Source organism: Chromobacterium sp. FG22, from assembly GCF_057809415.1.
This window is the reverse complement of record NZ_JBMDJX010000009.1, coordinates 55444-73321: the sequence shown is the minus strand read 5'-3', so window position 1 is coordinate 73321 and position 17878 is coordinate 55444. Positions and strand designations below refer to the sequence as shown.

Annotated in this window: 26 protein-coding genes; 14 read left to right on the top strand and 12 right to left on the bottom strand. The window is 59.4% G+C overall.

Annotated elements, in window-relative coordinates; genetic code table 11:
* Positions 1–36 precede the first annotated feature (36 nt).
* From ACODSD_RS11030 to ACODSD_RS11005, 6 genes are all read right to left on the bottom strand, one after another.
* Entirely contained in the window at positions 37–645 is a 609-nt protein-coding gene (locus tag ACODSD_RS11030) for a hypothetical protein (protein WP_488877379.1), read from the bottom strand.
* Positions 620–1375, bottom strand: a complete 756-nt coding sequence (locus ACODSD_RS11025; RefSeq protein ID WP_488877378.1) for an ATP-binding protein — start codon at positions 1373–1375, stop codon at positions 620–622. Before ACODSD_RS11025 ends, ACODSD_RS11030 begins: the two co-directional genes overlap by 26 nt.
* Positions 1359–2228, bottom strand: coding sequence for a hypothetical protein (locus tag ACODSD_RS11020; RefSeq protein WP_488877377.1), 870 nt, complete (start codon positions 2226–2228; stop codon positions 1359–1361). Before ACODSD_RS11020 ends, ACODSD_RS11025 begins: the two co-directional genes overlap by 17 nt.
* A gap of 21 nt (positions 2229–2249) precedes the next feature.
* Entirely contained in the window at positions 2250–2564 is a 315-nt protein-coding gene (locus ACODSD_RS11015; protein WP_488877376.1) for a hypothetical protein, read from the bottom strand.
* 69 nt (positions 2565–2633) lie between these two features.
* Positions 2634–3239 carry a toxin YdaT family protein gene (locus ACODSD_RS11010; RefSeq protein ID WP_488877437.1) on the bottom strand — a complete coding sequence of 202 codons (606 nt, stop codon included), beginning with the start codon at positions 3237–3239 and terminating at the stop codon, positions 2634–2636.
* Positions 3240–3378: 139 nt separating this feature from the next.
* Complete coding sequence (locus tag ACODSD_RS11005; RefSeq protein WP_166453681.1) at positions 3379–3594, bottom strand: YdaS family helix-turn-helix protein; 216 nt, start codon at positions 3592–3594, stop codon at positions 3379–3381.
* On the opposite strand from ACODSD_RS11005, the gene ACODSD_RS11000 reads away from it, so the two are divergent.
* Both ACODSD_RS11000 and ACODSD_RS10995 read left to right on the top strand, forming a co-directional pair.
* Positions 3593–4357 (top strand): helix-turn-helix domain-containing protein, encoded by a 765-nt coding sequence (locus ACODSD_RS11000; protein WP_488877375.1) that lies wholly within the window; start codon positions 3593–3595, stop codon positions 4355–4357. The two genes, ACODSD_RS11005 and ACODSD_RS11000, sit on opposite strands and share 2 nt — an antisense overlap.
* Positions 4358–4444: 87 nt before the next feature.
* A complete protein-coding gene (locus ACODSD_RS10995) occupies positions 4445–4804 on the top strand; it encodes a helix-turn-helix domain-containing protein (protein ID WP_346774582.1) in 360 nt (119 codons plus the stop codon).
* Between the two features lie 13 nt (positions 4805–4817).
* Here the strand turns inward: ACODSD_RS10995 and ACODSD_RS10990 are convergent, their stop codons facing one another.
* Entirely contained in the window at positions 4818–4991 is a 174-nt protein-coding gene (locus tag ACODSD_RS10990; RefSeq protein ID WP_488877374.1) for a hypothetical protein, read from the bottom strand.
* Positions 4992–5111: 120 nt separating this feature from the next.
* Positions 5112–5870 (bottom strand): helix-turn-helix transcriptional regulator, encoded by a 759-nt coding sequence (locus ACODSD_RS10985; RefSeq protein WP_488877373.1) that lies wholly within the window; start codon positions 5868–5870, stop codon positions 5112–5114.
* 501 nt (positions 5871–6371) lie between these two features.
* On the opposite strand from ACODSD_RS10985, the gene ACODSD_RS10980 reads away from it, so the two are divergent.
* The 10 genes from ACODSD_RS10980 (at position 6372) to ACODSD_RS10935 (ending at position 11308) form a co-directional block, all read left to right on the top strand.
* Entirely contained in the window at positions 6372–6602 is a 231-nt protein-coding gene (locus tag ACODSD_RS10980; RefSeq protein ID WP_488877372.1) for a hypothetical protein, read from the top strand.
* An 89-nt stretch (positions 6603–6691) separates the two neighbouring features.
* Positions 6692–7006 (top strand): helix-turn-helix domain-containing protein, encoded by a 315-nt coding sequence (locus tag ACODSD_RS10975; RefSeq protein ID WP_488877371.1) that lies wholly within the window; start codon positions 6692–6694, stop codon positions 7004–7006.
* A complete protein-coding gene (locus ACODSD_RS10970) occupies positions 7003–7698 on the top strand; it encodes a DUF2786 domain-containing protein (RefSeq protein ID WP_488877370.1) in 696 nt (231 codons plus the stop codon). The genes ACODSD_RS10975 and ACODSD_RS10970 overlap by 4 nt, the downstream gene beginning before the upstream one ends.
* Positions 7699–7709: 11 nt before the next feature.
* Positions 7710–7940 carry a hypothetical protein gene (locus ACODSD_RS10965; protein ID WP_488877369.1) on the top strand — a complete coding sequence of 77 codons (231 nt, stop codon included), beginning with the start codon at positions 7710–7712 and terminating at the stop codon, positions 7938–7940.
* Between the two features lie 79 nt (positions 7941–8019).
* Positions 8020–8376 (top strand): hypothetical protein, encoded by a 357-nt coding sequence (locus ACODSD_RS10960; protein WP_488877368.1) that lies wholly within the window; start codon positions 8020–8022, stop codon positions 8374–8376.
* Positions 8377–8386: 10 nt separating this feature from the next.
* Positions 8387–9136: a nucleotide-binding protein gene (locus tag ACODSD_RS10955; RefSeq protein ID WP_488877367.1), complete on the top strand. Its 750-nt coding sequence runs from the start codon at positions 8387–8389 to the stop codon at positions 9134–9136.
* On the top strand, positions 9133–9471 hold the full coding sequence (locus ACODSD_RS10950) for a hypothetical protein (protein ID WP_488877366.1): 339 nt from the start codon (positions 9133–9135) through the stop codon (positions 9469–9471). The genes ACODSD_RS10955 and ACODSD_RS10950 overlap by 4 nt, the downstream gene beginning before the upstream one ends.
* A gap of 96 nt (positions 9472–9567) precedes the next feature.
* Complete coding sequence (locus ACODSD_RS10945; protein WP_488877365.1) at positions 9568–9942, top strand: hypothetical protein; 375 nt, start codon at positions 9568–9570, stop codon at positions 9940–9942.
* 40 nt (positions 9943–9982) lie between these two features.
* Positions 9983–10282 carry a hypothetical protein gene (locus ACODSD_RS10940; protein WP_488877364.1) on the top strand — a complete coding sequence of 100 codons (300 nt, stop codon included), beginning with the start codon at positions 9983–9985 and terminating at the stop codon, positions 10280–10282.
* A gap of 498 nt (positions 10283–10780) precedes the next feature.
* Positions 10781–11308, top strand: a complete 528-nt coding sequence (locus ACODSD_RS10935; protein WP_107798634.1) for a TIGR00645 family protein — start codon at positions 10781–10783, stop codon at positions 11306–11308.
* 25 nt (positions 11309–11333) lie between these two features.
* Here ACODSD_RS10935 and ACODSD_RS10930 read toward each other — a convergent pair whose 3' ends face one another.
* Both ACODSD_RS10930 and phaR read right to left on the bottom strand, forming a co-directional pair.
* The gene (locus tag ACODSD_RS10930) at positions 11334–12635 is read right to left on the bottom strand and encodes a tetratricopeptide repeat protein (RefSeq protein ID WP_488877363.1); all 1302 of its coding nucleotides are present in this window, start codon (positions 12633–12635) and stop codon (positions 11334–11336) included.
* Between the two features lie 293 nt (positions 12636–12928).
* Entirely contained in the window at positions 12929–13492 is a 564-nt protein-coding gene (phaR, locus tag ACODSD_RS10925; RefSeq protein WP_107798632.1) for a polyhydroxyalkanoate synthesis repressor PhaR, read from the bottom strand.
* 200 nt (positions 13493–13692) lie between these two features.
* Between phaR and ACODSD_RS10920 the strand changes: the two genes are divergently transcribed.
* Positions 13693–14247, top strand: coding sequence for a phasin family protein (locus ACODSD_RS10920; RefSeq protein WP_019101299.1), 555 nt, complete (start codon positions 13693–13695; stop codon positions 14245–14247).
* A 139-nt stretch (positions 14248–14386) separates the two neighbouring features.
* A complete protein-coding gene (locus ACODSD_RS10915) occupies positions 14387–15517 on the top strand; it encodes a M14 family metallopeptidase (protein WP_235087429.1) in 1131 nt (376 codons plus the stop codon).
* Between the two features lie 65 nt (positions 15518–15582).
* Here the strand turns inward: ACODSD_RS10915 and ACODSD_RS10910 are convergent, their stop codons facing one another.
* Both ACODSD_RS10910 and ilvA read right to left on the bottom strand, forming a co-directional pair.
* A complete protein-coding gene (locus ACODSD_RS10910) occupies positions 15583–16230 on the bottom strand; it encodes an HAD family hydrolase (RefSeq protein ID WP_107798630.1) in 648 nt (215 codons plus the stop codon).
* Between the two features lie 63 nt (positions 16231–16293).
* Complete coding sequence (gene ilvA / locus ACODSD_RS10905; RefSeq protein ID WP_227104302.1) at positions 16294–17823, bottom strand: threonine ammonia-lyase, biosynthetic; 1530 nt, start codon at positions 17821–17823, stop codon at positions 16294–16296.
* Positions 17824–17878 lie beyond the last annotated feature (55 nt).

Here is a 17878-nt window from a genome sequence, read left to right as displayed (position 1 = left end):
TGACAGGACGGATTATTTGAAAAATTCAGCGGCCTGTCAAGCGGCAATTGGAAGCTCTCCAGCAAATACTTGCTCAATCACCACTTCCAATTCGCCCTTGGCTGCAATGAACCAGCCATCCAGCACGGGCGCAACCAGCACTTCAAAGAACTTTCTCGCAGTGGGCGGCGATCCGCCGAACAACCGCGCAAACTCGCGCCAGCTGCCGTCATCGCGCCGCATCCACTTGCGCACCAACCAGGCTCCAGCCTCAGGCCCGAACCGCTCGAACGCTTCCGGACAACTCACCCTTACGAACGAACACAAGTCCTTCCACACCGGCGGCCCCTGGCGGATGTCGTCCGCGTGGACCTTGGCCAACATTGCCAGCAGCTGAGCAGGCGGTAACGCCACCAAGGCATCATTCACCCGCAGCGCTTCAATACGACCAGAAGCGCGGCAACCATCCCGCCACCCAGCAGCACCGCCGCCATATTGCACGGCACCCACGCCACCAGACTGCAAAAACTCGATAGCCCAGCGCACAACATTCACAACTTCAAACGACATAACAATTCCCCTATTGACCGAGGGAATCCCTAGCCCGGTCTTGCCGGGCTTTATTTGTGCTGCGATTTTATCACGCCTTGCGGGCGCGGTAGTCATCCCATGGGCAATGCATGATCAACGCGCTTTCAAACATCCGGCTTACCGCCCGCCGCCCCAACAACTCGTGCAACGACGCTTGATCCTGATTCGAGATAAACACCGTCGGCCGCTGCTCCCCGCTACGCTTGTCAATCACCGAGTTCAGCACCCGCAGCCCCGGCCCCTTCTCGTCCAGAATGTCCACCTCGTCCAGCACCAGCACGGGGTAAGCCCCGTAGCGCTCCAGAACCCGCGATTCCGATTCGCCGCCGCCCCAGCTTTCGCACACCTCCCGCTTGATCTGCTCAGACGTCACATAGCGCGCCCGGATGCCGCAACCCCGGATCAGCGCCAGCACCGCCGCGCAGGACATATGCGTTTTGCCCGTCCCCGTTCTGCCCAGCAACACCGCGTTTGAGCGGACCTCCCCGCGGCCAACACCGGCCACCCACCGCCGGAAATTTGTGATGACGGCGGCCTGTTCGTCGCAGACCCTTTCCAACTGGCTGAACGTCGCCACCGAGAACCGGCCAGGGACGCCCGCCTGTCGGAGCAGGCTCGCCCGCCGTCGCTCAACCTCCTGAAGACGCTCTTTTTCCTCGGTGCACCGCGGGCAAACCGGGCGGCGACCAGCGGGCACCAGCGCCTCAAACGGCCCATGAGCGTCACAATGCTCAGAAACAACAGCCAGGCCACGCCGCGCGGCAGCGCGCGGAAAATACTCCACAAACTCACTCAATCCAGTCATCCCCGCCCCCAGTCGCCTCTGGCGGCACATTGCCGGACACTGGCGGCAGCCCATCAAACGCACAGTCCGGAGCCACCTTCACCCAGCGATTCCCCGACCTGGCCGGCTTGCCGGTACTGGCCTTTGGCTTCGCAGTCGGACGGACGGGCCTTTCCTGCCCTTCCAGCGCCGTTTCGAGCACACGCGCCAAGTAATTGACGGGAATCCGCCGAGGAGGCTGGATATGCTCCCTAGCACGCAACACAGCCAGCTTCAAGATGGCCGGGGTCACTCCTGCTGCCGCCCAGTCGGAAATAGCCCCGGATACCCCCAACTTACTGGCAACCGCCGCAAGCTCGCTCACGCGAGCGCACGCGCGGGGTATATCTATATCTACAGATATCTCTGATATGTCCGCCTCAGGCGTGGCCGATGCATTCAATTCATCAGACCTAGCAACACCGCCAAACCCTTGCGGGGGCTTGCTGCTTGGACTCCCAATCATGTCCGGCTCATTATTCCCGCTCATACCCCCCTCCTCCTGCGGACGCAATAAGACCATGGGCAATTTCAAAACCATCTTTTTGACTTCATGCACAGTAGAAACCCGCTTAGCCAAACCCTCGCGGGTCAACTCGTCCACCAATGTATCCAGTTGTTTGAGGGATGGCTTCCAGGGCGCGCGCTGGCTCCCACGCGGCGGCGCAAACTGGATATTGATAGCCAGTTGCGCGCGGCTAACCGGAAAACCTCGACCCACCAGGCCGGTGCGGATATCCACCACCGGCCGCAGCCCCAGCACATACAGCCGGAAAGCCTCCAAACTGCAAGATGCAAGAGCCCCTTGCTCATCCTCGGATAGCAAAATATGCATACATTCACCTTCTATCGCTTGTCACTTGTTCAGCATCGCCAGCGCCTCATTGCGCCCGCCGTTCCTCATCTCCGCCGCCAACTGGGGCACATCCCCACTCAGCGCGCGTTCAACATTCATCCGGTAGCCATCGCCATGAACCAGCGCCAGGCGTCTAATCTCGCGCAGCCGGTGCGCTGTGCCGCCGTGGCTGCCGCGTAGGGCGTTCAGATACGCGGCGTCCTTGTCCGGGTCGCCGCTCTCCAGCACCCATTCAACCAGCCCGCTATCCGCCACGTCGCCGCGCCTCCTCGGCCCGATCCCGCGCCAGGCCATCCAGCAACGCCAGGGCGTCATCCAACATCCGCCGGCGCTCGTCTTCCTTGAGACGGGACGGCGCGTGCCGGAAGCGGGCGCGCTGCTGCATCAACCGGCGCTTTTGAAACTCGCGGGCCGACATTTTTCGGTTTCCTCGGCAATGCAGCCCAGCACTGCGGCAATAGCCTCTTGATGCGCTGCTTCCGACTCCCTCAACTCGATGAGCGCAGACTCCAGGCGCTCCAGCGTCGGCCGCTCAACCGTCATCGAAAATGCCGTCAAGCCCTCCCCCGTTTCTTTGATAAGCGACGTCAATAGCTCAACGTGGGAGGCGCTTGCCTCCTGCGTTTTGGCCAGCGCCACATCCAAACCAACCGGACGCGCAATTTCCGTCATCGCCAACAGCCGCAAATCCGCCGGCAGCGCCTGCAAAGCCACTTGCATGAGCTCAACGGGCAGCTGGCTTGTTGCCTTGGTTTCCACTTCCAGCCAACGATTGAGGCGCTGCCCATTTGTCCGCATCACCCGAGCCGTGTCTTTCCCCGCTCCAGGCCGCTGAAACTCAAACGGCAGCACATGAGCCAGGCCCATCGCATCGAATCGCTCAATAAACTCTGCGGCCACCGCTTCCCACGACTTATCCGAACGCTGGCGATACGTCGTGAACGCATCACGCAAAATGCGAATGGGCGTCTTGTGTGGCACACGTTGCATGATTTTCAATTTTCGGGTCGCTATAGTTACTGCGGCTGCTGGTCACAGCCACACACGGAATAAAAAAGCCGGAATCAGCCGGCAAAGCTCGCCGGCCCGGTCAGTGGCCGCCGAGAGGGAAAACCATAATGCCCACACCCTAAGCAGGGCATGGGCCATACAAATCAGGGCGAAGACGGTGACGGGAAACCCCTGTAGCCGCTTCAATCTTCAAAACAAATTCAGCTGGCGGAACCTCGCCAACAGCCTTTGTCAGCCAGTAGTGGACGTGAGCTTGGCGCTTGCCAATGGCCTCCGCCAACGCCGTTTGAGTGCCAGCCTTCTTAACCGCTTCGATGAGAGCTTCCCGAGACATGGGCATCACCATTACAAGTTCACAAGTATTTCGAAGGTTACAAGATTACAAGTATCCTTGCAAACGCAAAAAACAAGTTTTTTGTAAAATCATTCAAATGAACTCATTCCCAGAACGCATTCGGCATGCAGTTGAAATAGCCGGCGGACAGACGAAACTCGCCCGAAAAGTCACTGACTTGATGGGGAAAGAAGTACGCCCTCAAGCCATTCAATACCTCTGCAATTCAGCAAAACCAGCCAGAAGCTCTAGCCTCACCATTTTTATTGCCGAGGCCACGGGGCTTGACCCGATCTGGCTAAGCACAGGCAAAGGCAGCCCCGAGCCGGCCACCCCGCCCACAAACCCAACCCCTGTTAGCAATGATGCGGATTCTCCGCTCGCCCAAAACATCAGAAAAAAGATGGAACAGACGGGGAAAAGCGTTCAAGACATTGCGGATCACTTAGGCATCACATACGAAATGGCCCGGCGCTACACCCTGGCCACGGCACGTCCACGGCAGGACAAACTTGCAGTTCTAGCGGAGCTACTTGAAACAACCCCTTTAGAGCTTGACTACGGCACACCACAACAACCCAAAGTAACCGTCACAAAAGTAGCCACCCCTCCGGAGCCGCCAAGCACATCCCCCGCACGCTCGCTAAGCTTCAAAAACCCTGAAGAGATGGCCCGCCACCTCGCCGCAGAAAGCCCGGAAGCAATCGCCGAGTTTCTTAGACATCTAGTCAGCAACCTAGCGGACAAGCTAGATAAAAAATAAGCGGCTAAGCCGCTTATTTTTATTTGACCAAACCAATCGCACTAGTAACAAAAATCAATCGCCCTAGTAACAGAGTGTTCCCAGAAAATGGGGCACATGAAAACCGTAGGCGACAGAATCCGACACGCACGCCAACAAGCGAAGCTGTCACAGAAGGCACTAGCCCGTCGGGCTGGCGTGGGCACATCTACAATCGGCTCCCTTGAGTGCGGCCGCAGCAACTCCACTACCCTGCTAATCCCTATCGCCAAAGCTCTGAGCGTCAATCCTAGCTGGCTCAGTACCGGCAAAGGCGACCCAAAGGCAGGACACGTTAGCTCTGGAGCTTACGCCCAAGCGGACAACATAGAAGAACTTGCTCAACAGATTGCAGACAAAGGCATCGCGGAGATAGCACAACTCATCGGCCTTATCATGGAATGTCAGGCAACAAAAAAGCGGCCATGATGGCCGCCGCAGACTACTTGCTCACAAACTGCACCCAGAAATCAGACTGCCGCAGGAAACGCCAAGCCGCCTCCGCATCGCCCCACTCGTCTATTTTTAATTCGCCCTCCTCAGTCAGCCGGATTTGCACCACGGCTGCATCACGATTAGTTTCGAAAGTGCTGTTTCCATTAGTTTTATTATGCATTACCCGACGCCTAGTGACACAACAACCAGGCAAACTATACCCCTATTGCATTATCGTTAACATTAGCCAGCTAGCTAAACTCCAAAAATTATTTACAAGCAGCCCAGCTCAAAAATCCATCTAAATAAATTGCTCTCGCCACCGCCAGGCCAATTGCGCGTAAGTATTGTATCCACTACGTTTCAACACCCTCTGCATGTGGTGCTTTACAGTGCTGTAGCTTAGAGACAACGCATCACCAGCCTCGTGATATGTCATCCCCTCCGCGATTACTAATCGGAATATATCTCGTTCTCGCTGCGATAATTTAGCTAGCGAGACACTTGGAGCCAGCGCTCTAGCCGCCGCATCCGCAATGGACGGCAGCAGCCTACCCAACAGCTGACGGACACTTACCGAGTCCTCAAGCTCACGCCCTACCAGCGAAATCACGATCTTGTGGCCACCGCGAACCAACGAAACATAAGACAGACCATGCGTCATGCCGTGCTCCCTGCATGCATTCTGAAATCGTCGTAGGCCAGGGGACGGCCTCACCCCGCCCAGAATCAGCCGCGACCAGATCACAGCCGCGCCCGGAACAGCCTGAATAACAGGGTCCACCCGGTGGAAAGCGTGTTCTTTGTACATCCTCAACCACCGCTCGTCCCAACCTAGGTTTATCTCTATCACCGCATCCCGCGCCTCTGCCTCTGCGTCGATCCGAGCAAGAATCAGCGGCGGCGCGCCCGGCAATGCGTGCTGCAACGCAAGCAGAAACGCTCGGATGTCGTCCTCATCGTTCAGCTTTATCAATGACTGTTGCAACGCCGCGAGATGTCCAAGACCGATTGACGACAAGCTTCCCATCAACTGTTCCACATCTGGCGTCAGCCTCATTTCCACACCTCCCCTCCCTTAGTCATAGCAAAGAGGAAAAATTCTAACTAGTCCTACAAGCCAACCACCACAGGCAACAAAAAAGCAACAAGCGGGCTTGCAATTCAATTACCTGTTGACTTGTAATTTTCTACTTGCTAGAGTTCGATACAAGTTTTTTAGTAATCGATCTTTAACAACCCGCGAATATGCACCGACCCATTCCGGCCGGGACATCCAACAGCGCGCCAGTGGCGCGCACCCACGCCGGCGGCGCAACGCACGTTCAACCAACGCGCGCTCTCCTCTGACCAGCTCCGCCGGCATCCCTTTGCGCTTTCACACGAGAGAGCAAAGGGATGCACCGAACCCCAGGCCGTGAGGCCTTTTTTTGGACCCGCAGCATTAGCAATTCATTAGCTGCGCATTAGCGCGGCATTAACCACGCATTAGCAAAGGATTAGTCATGGACAGATTCTGCATCCAAGAAATCCGCACATTCACTAAGCAAGGAAACCCGACATGAACGACGCACGCCGCAAGCAACTGGAAAAAGCCCAGCAACTCCTTGAGGAAGCCAGGGAAATCATTGAGTCCACTAACGGAGAAGAACAAGAGGCATTCGAGAACCTGCCATCCAGCCTCCAAGACGGGGACAACGGCCAAAAGATGGACGAAGCCATCAGCAATATGGACGACGCCCTGAGCGACATTGAGAACGCCATTAACGGCATTGAAAACGCAAAGAGCTAACCACCGGCCCTCTATTCATGCCGCCAGCCGGCGGCATGCGTGGACGGCCAGCAACTCCAGCACCATCAACAACCCAGCAAGGACACGTCATGTTCAGCAAAATCCAAAACCCGCGCGAAATCCGTAAATCCTCCGGCCTGAATCAACAGGCGTTCTGGTCCCGTATCGGCGTCACGCAATCCGGCGGCTCCCGCTACGAAAGCGGCCGCGACATGCCCAAGCCGACCCGCGAATTGCTCCGTCTGGTCTACATCGAGCAAATCGACTTGACCACGCTGCGCGGCGAGGATGTCCAGATTGCGGACTACCTCAAGACAACCCACCCGGACTTGTACAAGAGCCTGGCCAAGGCGGTGAAGACCCAAGCCGTAGCCCAGGCCCGCAGCGAGGAGCAAACGGCATGAGCGACAACGCCGCCATTCTGGCCAAGATCAAAAAATGCCTTGCGCTCAGCGCGAGCAGCAACGAACACGAAGCCGCCACCGCACTGCGCCAGGCCCAAGCGCTTATGCGCAAACACGACATCACAGACAGCGACATTCTGATAGCGGAAGTGAGCGAAGCCAACACGCCCGCAGGGACAAAGAAAACCCCCATCCGCTGGGAGGCATCGCTTGCGCACCTGACCGCCAAAGCCTTCAACTGCGACCACCTGCTAAGCACCAACTCAAGCGGCGGGCGGTGGAGATTCATTGGCCCAGGCTCCGCGCCTGAGGTAGCCGCCTACGCTTTCAGCGTGCTGGCGCGGCAGCTACGAAAAGCCCGCTCTGAATTCATCACAACCAAGTGCAAGCGCCTGATCCGCGCATCAAAAACACGCCGTGCGGACCTTTTTTGTGAAGGATGGGTTGCCGCGGTGCGGCAGCTGGTTGCCGACCTCGCCACTACCACCCAGGCAAAAACCGCCATCGCCGCCTACATGGCAAAACACTACCCAGACCTTGGCGACTTCACCCCACGCAACCGGCAGGGAGAGCGAGCAATGCTTAAGGGTGATTACTCCGCCCGCTCTGATGGCTGGCAGGCCGGCAAAGCCGCACAGCTGCGCAATGGTCTGGCTGGCCAGGCAAAGCAAGCCGCACTCTCACAACAATAAAGGACAAAACAATGACAGCCGTCTCCATTCGCTTTATCGCGGCGCAAATGATAGAAGCCCGCTCCAGCGCGCTTTATTTCCACGCCAAGCCGGAGCAAGACCCCAACCATACGGCCAAAGCGCGCGAGACACGCCGCCGTCAGGAAAACCGCGCGGAACGCCTCCAGCGCCGCGCAGACACCGCCAACGGCTGGGACGCCACGCCCAGCTGCCCAGCCCGCCGCATCATCCGCCCGCGCTAAACCTGACACCCGTTCGCACCCTTCATTAGCGCAGCATTAGCAAAGCGCTAACACCGCGTTAGCAAGGCATTAGCAAAACATGAGCAAACAGACGCCCAGCGAGGCGCTGGAGCAGCTGGGCGCTGAAAGCAAGATCGCCAAATTTCGCGCCGCCCTCCCAGCCATAGAGGAGGCCAAGAGACGCGGCGCGTCTTACGCCAGCATCCGCGCCACCCTAGCCGCTGCCGGCATCCATATGTCGGCTAACGAGTTCCGCGTAACCCTGCACCGGATCAAACAGGCCCAACAGAAAGAAAAGGAAGGCCATGCCAGACACCCAGCGCAACACCCCAAGCCGCCGGCCTCGCCGCCCCCGCAGCATCGAGGAGAAGCCCCAAGCTCAAAAAGCGAAGGCTTCGATTACCGGAAGTACCAAAACTCAGAAATCAAATGGTAAGGAAAACCAAATGCAGAACCACATTGACCGCACCGTCCACATTGTTGTTCAAGGCAAAGGCGGCTGCGGCAAGTCCACCACAGCCTCGCACCAAGCCCAGGCGCTACAAGCGATGACAGGCGCGCAGGTGATGTGCATCAACACGGACCCGGTTAACAACTCTTTAAGTCAATACTCCGCGCTCTACGTGCGCGACCTCGAAATCATGGAGAACGACAACCAGATTAACCCCCGGCGCTTTGACACCATGATTGACTGGATACTCGAACACCCCGGCCCGGTAGTCATTGATAACGGCGCGTCATCATTTATTCCGATTAACAGCTATATGGCAGAAACCGGCGCAATCGAAGCACTGGAAGATGAAGGACGGCAGGTTTTCATCCACACAATTTTAGTGGGCGGCAAGGACATGAAAGAAACCTTGACCGGCCTGAAAGCAATACTCAGCACCACAACCGCACCAATCATAGTTTGGGAGAATGAACATTTTGGGCCGGTAGAGCGAGACGGCAAGCGGCTGGCCGAATCAGAAACATTCCACGAGCAGCGTCACCGCTTCGCCGGCATTGTCACGCTACCCCCAAACCGCGACCAAATGCTAGGAACTGATTACGCAATGATGGCCAGCGCTGGCATGACATACGCCGAAGCCATTGGCAGCGACATATTCGGCACTATGCCACGCCGCCGCCTGCAGAAAGCTTGGAGCAACATCTTTGGCCAGATCGCTGCCATTCACGGGGGGCTTACCGCATGACGACCGCCGCACAACTCACCGCCAACATCATCCGAATTGCGGACCTCAAAACGGACGTCAAGATTGCCTACAAGCAATTTATAGACGCCCAAGCAGACGCGCGAAAACACATCGCCCAAACCCTTAGTCAACTCGACAATGCGCTTGATAAGGCTCGCCAACAAGACCTTAAATACGACTACGACGCCATAGACTTGGGCGATGGCCGCATCATTAAAGTTTTAGAAGAATGGTGGGAATTCAACGACCCTCTCGACGCTGTAATCATCGAGAGCAGTCCGGCCCATCTGGACCAAATCAGAAAAACTCTTGAAGCAACATGCCAATCCTCTTAATGCTTGCCAGCGCCGCCACTGCTGCGGCGCTGATCTTCGCACCAAAACACCCGCCGAAGCGGCGGAGCCGCTGCCGGCGAATCAGGAGCAAAAGCAATGGAATTGACGTTTGATTTACAACAGCAGCTTGACCAAACCGCCCTGCAAGTCACCAAGCAAATCCAAGCCCTTAAGGCCGAAAGTTTCCAGTTAGAGGAACTGCTCCTCGACATACGAAATCAACCCGGCGCGGGAATTGCCTCCATTACAACGCAACTAAACAGCGCCCGCCAAATAAACAGCAGCGGCGTTCTAGGCACTACCAGCGCAGTAACATGCGCAGTCGTCGGCGGCATCAGCCAGCGGCAAATCACTCAACTAGCCGCCCGCCGCAATATGAACACCCTTCGCAGCCTTGATGGTTGCGTGCTCGTATACCCAATATCGGGAATATACTGCACACACCTCCGCCTTGATGGCGTTAACCCCTGACCCATGACTGCGCCGCCGATCTGAACCGGGGCAATGCCACATGAAAACGCTGGAGAATAAAATGTGTATCGGACAAATCGAACTCGGCACCCTTGAGCACTGTGAACTGAGTGCCGTGATTTTTGAAGGACTCACCATCACCACCCCGGACGGCAGGACAGCCCGGCTAGCCATCGTAGACGAACACAACAACATTATTGAGTCCGGCGAGCAAGTCGCCCGTGAAGCGTGGAACGTATCCATCGCTAGCTACAAGAACTTTCTGAAAGGGGAGGGGCACCTGAAAGTACACACAACGCCGCCAGGTCTACGCCCAAGCAGACCCCGCAAAGCCGCATAACACAAAGCCCTGGCCCCCCCTGCCAGGGCTTTTTTATTTCAAGCGCAGCTGATGTATAAATACCATCATTAGGACAGCCCAGCGACACGAAGCCGATGCTTGGAATCTTGTCTGCCATGATGATGGCCTTGCTGAAGAAAAACGCGAGAGTATACAACGATTTGACAGGCGATGCGCAGCGTTCGGAGGGGTTTGCGCCGCGGGCTCGCCGATTCGTTTTCACCCCGCCGGCGCAGGGCCGGATGCGGACGCCGCCGAGCGACGCTCTCCTTTCAGACCTCACTTGATAGTAAAATCCGACGCCTCCATATAGGCCTGAGAGCCGGTTCAAAGTCTCTCGAGCTGGGGCGAGACAAGGCGACAACGGCTGTAAAGCGGAATGTGGCAGTGATGCATGAGCATTTCGAAGCCGGTTTCAACGCCCTGGTCTAAAATCCCGCCGCCGCGCCGCAGACTTTGAACAGCTTCTGAGCCGTCAACCCCTCACACGATACCGATATGAAAACTCTCGTTTCACGCATGGAGTCCCTGATTTTCGCCAGCCGCTGGCTGCAGGCTCCGCTCTATCTTGGCCTCATCGTCGCCCAGGGGGTGTACGTCTATAAGTTTCTGCTCGAACTGATCCACTTGGTCGCCGACGCCTCCAGCATGACGGAAACCCAGATCATGCTGATCGTGCTGGGCCTGATCGACGTGGTGATGATCGCCAATCTGCTGATCATGGTGGTGGTGGGCGGCTACGAAACCTTCGTCTCCAAGATCGACAGTCTGAACAGCCACGAGGACCGGCCGGAATGGCTGTCCCATGTCAACGCCGGCGTGCTGAAGACCAAGCTGTCGCTGGCGCTGATCAGCATCTCCTCCATCCATCTGCTGAAAACCTTCATCAGCGCGTCCAATCTGGGCAGCCCCGGCAATCCGCTCACCGAACAGGGCGTGATGTGGCAGGTGGTGATCCATTGCACCTTCCTGCTGTCCGCGCTGGTGATGGCCTGGACCGACAAGCTGATGCAAAGCAAGCACTGAGCGCCGGCGCCCGCAGAGGCCTTGGCTAAGGCATGCGCTCGGCGCAATAGAAAGCGCCGGGCACCGGACACCCCGCCTCCTCCCGCAACATCATGTCCCGGCGCTCCCGCAACGCCAACCCGCACGCCGCCAGCAGCCCCTCCACCCAGTCCGGATCGTGCAGATAGCGCCCGCAGGGCTGCAGCCGGTGGCCGCCCGGCAAAGCCCGCGGCGCGCGCTCTATGCTGAACAGCAGCAAGCCGCCCGGTTTGAGCGCGCGCGTCATCCAGTTCAGGGCCGGCTCCAGATCGCCAAAATAGCTGAGGGTGTCCAGGCAGCAGATCAGATCGACCGGCAATGGAGCCGTCGCCAGGAATTCGATGATGTCGCCCTGGGTCAAGACGTCGTACACGCCCTTGTCCGCGGCGCGCGCCAGCATTTCGCCGCTGAGATCCACCCCCTGCAAGCGGCGCGCATACGGCCGCAAGACCCCGCCGGCCAGGCCGGTGCCGCAGCCCAGATCCAGCGCGTCCAGAGCGGCCGGCGGCGGCGCCAATCGTTCCAGACATTGCGCCAGCCACTGCGGCCCCTGGTAATGCAGGTTGGTCAGGGTGGCGTCAAACGCCTCGGCGTTGGCGTCGAAAGTCCGCCGGATGAATTCCGGGCTGCACTGCGGCGGCGGCTCCGCGCCGCCGCAGGCGGCCAACAGATGCAAGGCCACCGGATCGTCCGGCGCTTGCGCCAGCCAGTCATGCAACAAGGCCAGGGCCGCGTCGCGCTGATCCAGCTCGCAATGCGCCTCGATGCGCGCGATCGGCCCATGCGCGGCCGGCTGGGCCACGATGCCCAACGCATTGTGGCGCCGCGCCTCGGCATGGCGCTCCTGTCGCAAACACAGGCCGGCCAGCAGGAAGTGCGCGTCGGCGCAGCCGGCGTCCGCGCTCAGCGCTTGCCGGCACGCCTGTTCCGCGGCGGCGAAATCGCCGTCCTGCTCGCAGGCGGCGGCCAGATTGGTCCAATACATGGGCTGGCCGCCGTCCAGCGCCGCGGCCGCGGCGAAAGCCCGCCGCGCGTCGCCCGAACGGCCCTGCCGCGCCTGCGCCATGCCCAGGCTGAAATGCCAGTCCGCATGGCCCGCCTCCGCGGCGATCGCCTCGCTCAGCCAGACTTCGGCCTCGGCCGGGCGCTGCGTCTGCAGCAAGAGGAAAGCCAGAAAGGATTTGGCCGCGGCGCACGCGGGCCAATCGCGCAGGCAGGCGCGATAAGCCCGCTCCGCCTCGGCCCAGTCGCCGTCCAGATGGCTGCGCTGCGCCGCGCGCAGGCAGGCGCTCAGCGCTTCGGCGGACATGGCGCGGCGCCTTGCCGGCCTGGCCGGCTAGAGTCGTCAATGGGAAATGGGGAAAATCGAAACACGGCGGACGCCGTGCAAGAGTAGCGGGCGCCGCTAACGGCGCCCGGCATCCAACATGCGGGAATCGGCATGGCAAGCCCTCCGGGGGCAAGCGGCGGATGGAAACGGACAGGCGGCCGTTCCAGCCGGTCGCCTACGCCTTAGAGTCTGTTTATGATCTGCTGCGCTGCGCACGATACGGCGTTGAAAACGCCTTGTCTCGCTGGCTCGCGAGATCGTACACGCGCTCTTTAGGACGGGTCCTTGTCGTCCTCGCCCTGCTTGTAAGCCGGGAAGGCGAAACCGCCGAACAGTTGCTTGGTCTGTTCCTGCATCCGGTTCTGCATGTCCAGAAACATGCTGGTGCTCTGTTCCATGTAGTTGGCCATCATGTTCTGCACCGCCGGCCCCTGAAATTTCATGAACTCGCCCCACAGATTGGCGTTCAACATGGTGTTGTCGCCGTAAATCGCGCGGGTTTGTTCCTGCATTTTCTGCTGCAGCTGGGCGAACAGTTGCAGATTGTTCTCCAGGAAGGGCCCCATCATGCCCTGCATGGCCTGGCCGTAGGAGCGGATGAACTGGGTCAGCACCTCGTAGCTGAACATCGGCATGCCGCCGTTCTCCTCCTCCAGGATGATCTGCAACAGCACACTGCGGGTGATGTCCTCTTGGCTCTTGGCGTCGACGACTTGAATATCCACATTATCAAGCACCAATTGCTTCACATCCCCCAAGGTGATGTAGGAACTGGTGGCGGTATCGTACAGCCGGCGGTTCGGGTACTTTTTGATGACCCGCTTTTCAACACTCATGTAACGCTCCCGGTTTATTTTGGTACGGTGTGCCGTGTGCCGGCAATTTATCATAAATACAACACGCTAGAGTAAATCTTCAGTCAGTGCTCCCAATTTTGCTGCAATGCATGATACATTTACTCGTCATTGTGCAGTGCAAAATTTTTGATTCAGACTATCTCCTTTTAAGGTCTCACCCCACAGCGGAGGAATACATTATGTCCATCAGCAATGAGCAACTGAACAAGCTGTCCCTGAACGGTCTGGAAACCATTTTCCGCTTTTCGCAAATCACTCTGGATAGCGCCGAGCGCCTGGTCAAGCTGAACCTGGAGATCTCCAAGCAGTCGCTGGAAGAAAACGTCAAAATCGCCAAGCAACTGAGCGGCGTGACCGACCCGCAAGAAGCGGTTAGCCACCTGAACAAGCTGGCCACCCAGAACATCGACACCGCTCTGGCCAATTCCCGCAATCTGTACGACATCGTTTCCTCCGCTCAAAGCGAACTGACCAAGCTGGCCGAAGAAAACCTGGGCAGCTTCAACAAGTCGCTGATCGGCGCGATCGAGTCCGCAGCCAAAAACGCTCCGGCCGGCTCCGACGCCGCGCTGAACGCGGTGAAAAGCTCGGTAGCCGCCGCCGCCGCCGCGGTCAACACCTTCAGCAAAGCCGCCCAGCAAGTGGTGGAGTTCACCGACAGCAGCGTCAAGGCCGCCACCAGCGCCACCGCCGACGCGGTGAAGACCGCCAGCAAGCGCGCACCCACCGCTTAAGTCCAGTTTCAGGCTAAAGCACAACCCCGTCCAGCCGACGGGGTTTTTCTTTGCCTTGCGCCTGAGGATGGCATGTGAGCGGCGACAGGTTTACAATCTCCGCCTTAAGCACGTTTCAGGAAACCAATAGGTTCAGCGCATGAAAATCAGCAGCAATTTTGACGCCGGCAGCATCGAGATCGTCTCCGCCGACAACTACGAAGACATCCAACTGCGCATCCGCCGCGACAATGCGGCCGATTTCGCCCAGTGGTTCTACTTCCGCGTGCAAGGCGCCGCTTATCAGCACTGCACCTTCAATTTCCTGAACGCCGGCGAAAGCGCCTATCCGGACGGCTGGGTCGACTACCAGGCGGTGGCCTCCTACGACCGCATCAACTGGTTCCGCGTGCCCACTCATTATGAAAACGGCGTGATGACGATAGATCACGTGCCCTTGTCCGGCAGCATCTATTACGCCTATTTCGAACCCTATTCCTACGATCAGCATCTGAACCTGATCGGTCAGGCGCAGGGCTCCGGCCTGTGCCAGGTCAGCGACCTGGGCTTTACCGTGCAGCAGCGCGACATCAATCTGCTGACCATAGGCCACGAGGTGGAATCGGATCTCAAGATCTGGATCATCGCCCGTCAGCATCCGGGCGAAACCATGGCCGAATGGTTCATCGAAGGCCTGCTCAACCGCCTGCTGGACCCGCAGGACCCCACCAGCCGCGCGCTGCTGGACCGCGCCACTTTCTACGTGGTGCCCAATATGAACCCGGACGGCTCGGTGCTGGGCAATCTGCGCACCAACGCCGCCGGCGCCAACCTGAACCGCGAATGGGCGGCCCCCAGCGCGGAGACCAGCCCGGAAGTGCTGGCGGTGCGCAACAAGATGCAGGAAACCGGCGTGGACCTGTTCCTGGACATCCACGGCGACGAGAACATTCCCTATGTGTTCCTGGCCGGCACCGAAGGCGTGCCGTCGTGGAACGAGCGCCTGGAAACCCTGGCCGATCAGTTCCGCCACCACCTGCTGCTGGCCAGCCCGGACTACCAGACCGAACACGGCTACCCGCGCAACGCCCCGGGCAAGGCCAATATGACCATCGCCACCAACTGGGTGTGCGAACACTTCGGCTGTCTCGCCTTCACGCTGGAGATGCCGTTCAAGGACAACGCTAATCTGCCGGACGACGACTTCGGCTGGAGCGGCCAGCGCAGCCTGCGCCTGGGCGAGGCGGCCTTGTCGCCCATCTATGCGATTGCGCAGAACCTGCGCGCCTGAGAACCAATCAGGCTGAAACCAAAAAAGCCACGGAGAACCGTGGCTTTTTTCATTTCCATTGCCGCTTAAACGTGATCCAGCAATTGCAGCGGATGATCGATGGCGATGTCGGCGCCCCATTCCGCCGGCCGGTCGCTGTCGGCGATGTAACCCCAATTGGCCAACACCGTCTTCATGCCCACGCTGCGGCCGGCGGCGATGTCGCGCTCGGCGTCGCCCACGTACAGGCAATGCTCGGGCGCGATGCCGATCCGTTCGGCGGCGAAGCGCATCGGCCGCGGATCCGGTTTGGGCACGCCCACGGTGTCGCCGCTGACCGTCACCGCCGGCGCCGCGATGAAAGGCAGCGAAGGCACCAGACGGTCGGTGAAGCGCATCGGCTTATTGGTGATGATGCCCCACAGCAAGCCCTTGTCCATCAAGCCCTGGATCAGGCCGTTGACGCCGTCGAACAGGACGGTCTCGTCGGCGAAGCTGTGCTCGTAGTGATCCAGGAAACGCAGGCGGTACTCCTCGAAACGCGGATGCTCGCGGTCGATGCCGAAACCCAGGCTGACCAGCCCGCGCGCGCCGTGACTGGCGATGGGCCGCACCGCCGCATAGGGCTGCGGCGGCAGGCCTTCCTCGGCCAGCAAACGGTTGAGCGCGGCGCCCAGATCGCGCGCGGTGTCGGCCAAGGTGCCGTCCAGATCGAATAGAACTGCCTTGATCATGATTCGCTTCAAAGAAGGAGCGCGGCGTCAGGCTGCCGACCACGAGCAGCCCGCCGGCCCGGTTCAACGTATGGTCTTGCCCAGGAACAGCTTGTAGGCCGGGTTCTGGGTTTCCTCGACATAGGGATAGCCCAGATTGTCGAGGAAGCGCTGGAACTCCGCGTCGTCGCTGGCCGGCACCTGTATGCCCACCAGCACGCGGCCGTAATCGGCGCCGTGATTGCGATAATGGAACAGGCTGATGTTCCAGTCCACGCTCATCGCCTCCAGGAAACGCATCAGCGCGCCCGGACGGTCCGGAAACTCGAAGCGCAGCACTCGCTCGTCCTTGAGCTGCGGCGCGTGACCGCCCACCAGATGACGGATATGCAACTTGGCCAATTCGTTGTCGGTCAGATCGATGCTGTCCAGCTCATGCGCGTTCAGGCTGGAGAGTATGTTCTCCAGGTCCTGTTTGCCGCTGATCTGCACGCCGACGAAGACATGCGCGGTGCCGGGATCGGCGAAGCGGTAATTGAATTCGGTGATGTTGCGGCCGCCTATCACGGTACAGAAGCGCTTGAAGCTGCCCGGCTTTTCCGGAATGGTCACCGCGATCACGGCCTCGCGCCGCTCGCCCAGTTCGGAACGCTCGGACACATGGCGCAGGCGGTCGAAATTCATATTGGCGCCGCAGGAGATCGCCACCAGGGTCTGGTCCACGCAGCCTTCGCGCTCCACGTAAGCCTTGGCGCCGGCCACCGCCAAGGCGCCCGCCGGCTCCACGATGGAGCGGGTGTCTTCGAAGATGTCCTTGATCGCCGCGCAGATGGCGTCGGTGTCCACCAGGATGATCTCGTCCAGCAGCTCGCGGCAAATGCGGAAAGTCTCCTCCCCCACCAGCTTGACCGCCACCCCGTCGGCGAACAGGCCCACGTCCTTCAACTCCACGCGCTCGCCCTTGGCGATGGATTGGCGCATGGCGTCGGAATCCACCGGCTGCACGCCTATCACCTTAATCTCCGGCTTTAGCCGCTTGATGAAGCTGGAGATGCCGGCGGCCAGGCCGCCGCCGCCGATGGCGACGAAGACGGCGTTCAAGCCGTCCGGGTGCTGGCGCAGAATCTCCATGCCTATGGTGCCCTGGCCGGCGATCACGTCCGGGTCATCGAACGGCGGAATATAAGTCATGCCGTTTTGAGCGGCCAATTCAGTCGCGTGGTGGAAGGCTTCGTTGAAGGAATCGCCATGCAGCACCACCTGGCCGCCGTATTGCTTGACCGCGTCTATCTTGATCTGCGGCGTGGTCACCGGCATCACGATGGTGGCCGCGCAGCCCAGCCGGCTGGCGGACAAGGCCACGCCCTGCGCGTGGTTGCCGGCGCTGGCGGTGATCACGCCGCGCGCGCGCTGTTCCGCGCTGAGCTTGGCCATCTTGTTGTAAGCGCCGCGCAGCTTGAAGGAGAACACCGGCTGCAGATCCTCGCGCTTGAGCAGAATCGTGTTGCGATAGCGGCGCGACAGATTGGGCGCCAGCTCCAGCGGCGTTTCGATGGCGACGTCGTAAACCCGCGACGTCAGGATGCGTTCCAGATAGTCTTGCTTCTCTTGCATGGCAAAGCCTTTGTCCCGATCATTATTTTGCTTGAACTGCCAGAGTAGCAGGAAC

Excerpts from the sequence above, each read along its gene's own strand:
- ACODSD_RS10935 (WP_107798634.1), top strand. The coding sequence starts at position 10,781 with ATGAAAACTCTCGTTTCACGCATGGAGTCCCTGATTTTCGCCAGCCGC.
- ACODSD_RS11025 (WP_488877378.1), bottom strand. The coding sequence starts at position 1,375 with ATGACTGGATTGAGTGAGTTTGTGGAGTATTTTCCGCGCGCTGCCGCG.
- ACODSD_RS11000 (WP_488877375.1), top strand. The coding sequence starts at position 3,593 with ATGGGCATCACCATTACAAGTTCACAAGTATTTCGAAGGTTACAAGAT.
- ACODSD_RS10995 (WP_346774582.1), top strand. The coding sequence starts at position 4,445 with ATGGGGCACATGAAAACCGTAGGCGACAGAATCCGACACGCACGCCAA.
- ACODSD_RS10980 (WP_488877372.1), top strand. The coding sequence starts at position 6,372 with ATGAACGACGCACGCCGCAAGCAACTGGAAAAAGCCCAGCAACTCCTT.
- ACODSD_RS10960 (WP_488877368.1), top strand. The coding sequence starts at position 8,020 with ATGAGCAAACAGACGCCCAGCGAGGCGCTGGAGCAGCTGGGCGCTGAA.
- ACODSD_RS10955 (WP_488877367.1), top strand. The coding sequence starts at position 8,387 with ATGCAGAACCACATTGACCGCACCGTCCACATTGTTGTTCAAGGCAAA.
- phaR (WP_107798632.1), bottom strand. The coding sequence starts at position 13,492 with ATGAGTGTTGAAAAGCGGGTCATCAAAAAGTACCCGAACCGCCGGCTG.
- ACODSD_RS10915 (WP_235087429.1), top strand. The coding sequence starts at position 14,387 with ATGAAAATCAGCAGCAATTTTGACGCCGGCAGCATCGAGATCGTCTCC.
- ACODSD_RS11015 (WP_488877376.1), bottom strand. The coding sequence starts at position 2,564 with ATGACGCCCTGGCGTTGCTGGATGGCCTGGCGCGGGATCGGGCCGAGG.
- ACODSD_RS10965 (WP_488877369.1), top strand. The coding sequence starts at position 7,710 with ATGACAGCCGTCTCCATTCGCTTTATCGCGGCGCAAATGATAGAAGCC.
- ACODSD_RS10975 (WP_488877371.1), top strand. The coding sequence starts at position 6,692 with ATGTTCAGCAAAATCCAAAACCCGCGCGAAATCCGTAAATCCTCCGGC.
- ACODSD_RS10990 (WP_488877374.1), bottom strand. The coding sequence starts at position 4,991 with ATGCATAATAAAACTAATGGAAACAGCACTTTCGAAACTAATCGTGAT.
- ACODSD_RS11010 (WP_488877437.1), bottom strand. The coding sequence starts at position 3,239 with ATGCAACGTGTGCCACACAAGACGCCCATTCGCATTTTGCGTGATGCG.
- ACODSD_RS10910 (WP_107798630.1), bottom strand. The coding sequence starts at position 16,230 with ATGATCAAGGCAGTTCTATTCGATCTGGACGGCACCTTGGCCGACACC.
- ilvA (WP_227104302.1), bottom strand. The coding sequence starts at position 17,823 with ATGCAAGAGAAGCAAGACTATCTGGAACGCATCCTGACGTCGCGGGTT.
- ACODSD_RS10985 (WP_488877373.1), bottom strand. The coding sequence starts at position 5,870 with ATGAGGCTGACGCCAGATGTGGAACAGTTGATGGGAAGCTTGTCGTCA.
- ACODSD_RS10940 (WP_488877364.1), top strand. The coding sequence starts at position 9,983 with ATGAAAACGCTGGAGAATAAAATGTGTATCGGACAAATCGAACTCGGC.
- ACODSD_RS11030 (WP_488877379.1), bottom strand. The coding sequence starts at position 645 with ATGACTACCGCGCCCGCAAGGCGTGATAAAATCGCAGCACAAATAAAG.
- ACODSD_RS11020 (WP_488877377.1), bottom strand. The coding sequence starts at position 2,228 with ATGCATATTTTGCTATCCGAGGATGAGCAAGGGGCTCTTGCATCTTGC.
- ACODSD_RS10930 (WP_488877363.1), bottom strand. The coding sequence starts at position 12,635 with ATGTCCGCCGAAGCGCTGAGCGCCTGCCTGCGCGCGGCGCAGCGCAGC.
- ACODSD_RS10950 (WP_488877366.1), top strand. The coding sequence starts at position 9,133 with ATGACGACCGCCGCACAACTCACCGCCAACATCATCCGAATTGCGGAC.
- ACODSD_RS10970 (WP_488877370.1), top strand. The coding sequence starts at position 7,003 with ATGAGCGACAACGCCGCCATTCTGGCCAAGATCAAAAAATGCCTTGCG.
- ACODSD_RS10920 (WP_019101299.1), top strand. The coding sequence starts at position 13,693 with ATGTCCATCAGCAATGAGCAACTGAACAAGCTGTCCCTGAACGGTCTG.
- ACODSD_RS11005 (WP_166453681.1), bottom strand. The coding sequence starts at position 3,594 with ATGTCTCGGGAAGCTCTCATCGAAGCGGTTAAGAAGGCTGGCACTCAA.
- ACODSD_RS10945 (WP_488877365.1), top strand. The coding sequence starts at position 9,568 with ATGGAATTGACGTTTGATTTACAACAGCAGCTTGACCAAACCGCCCTG.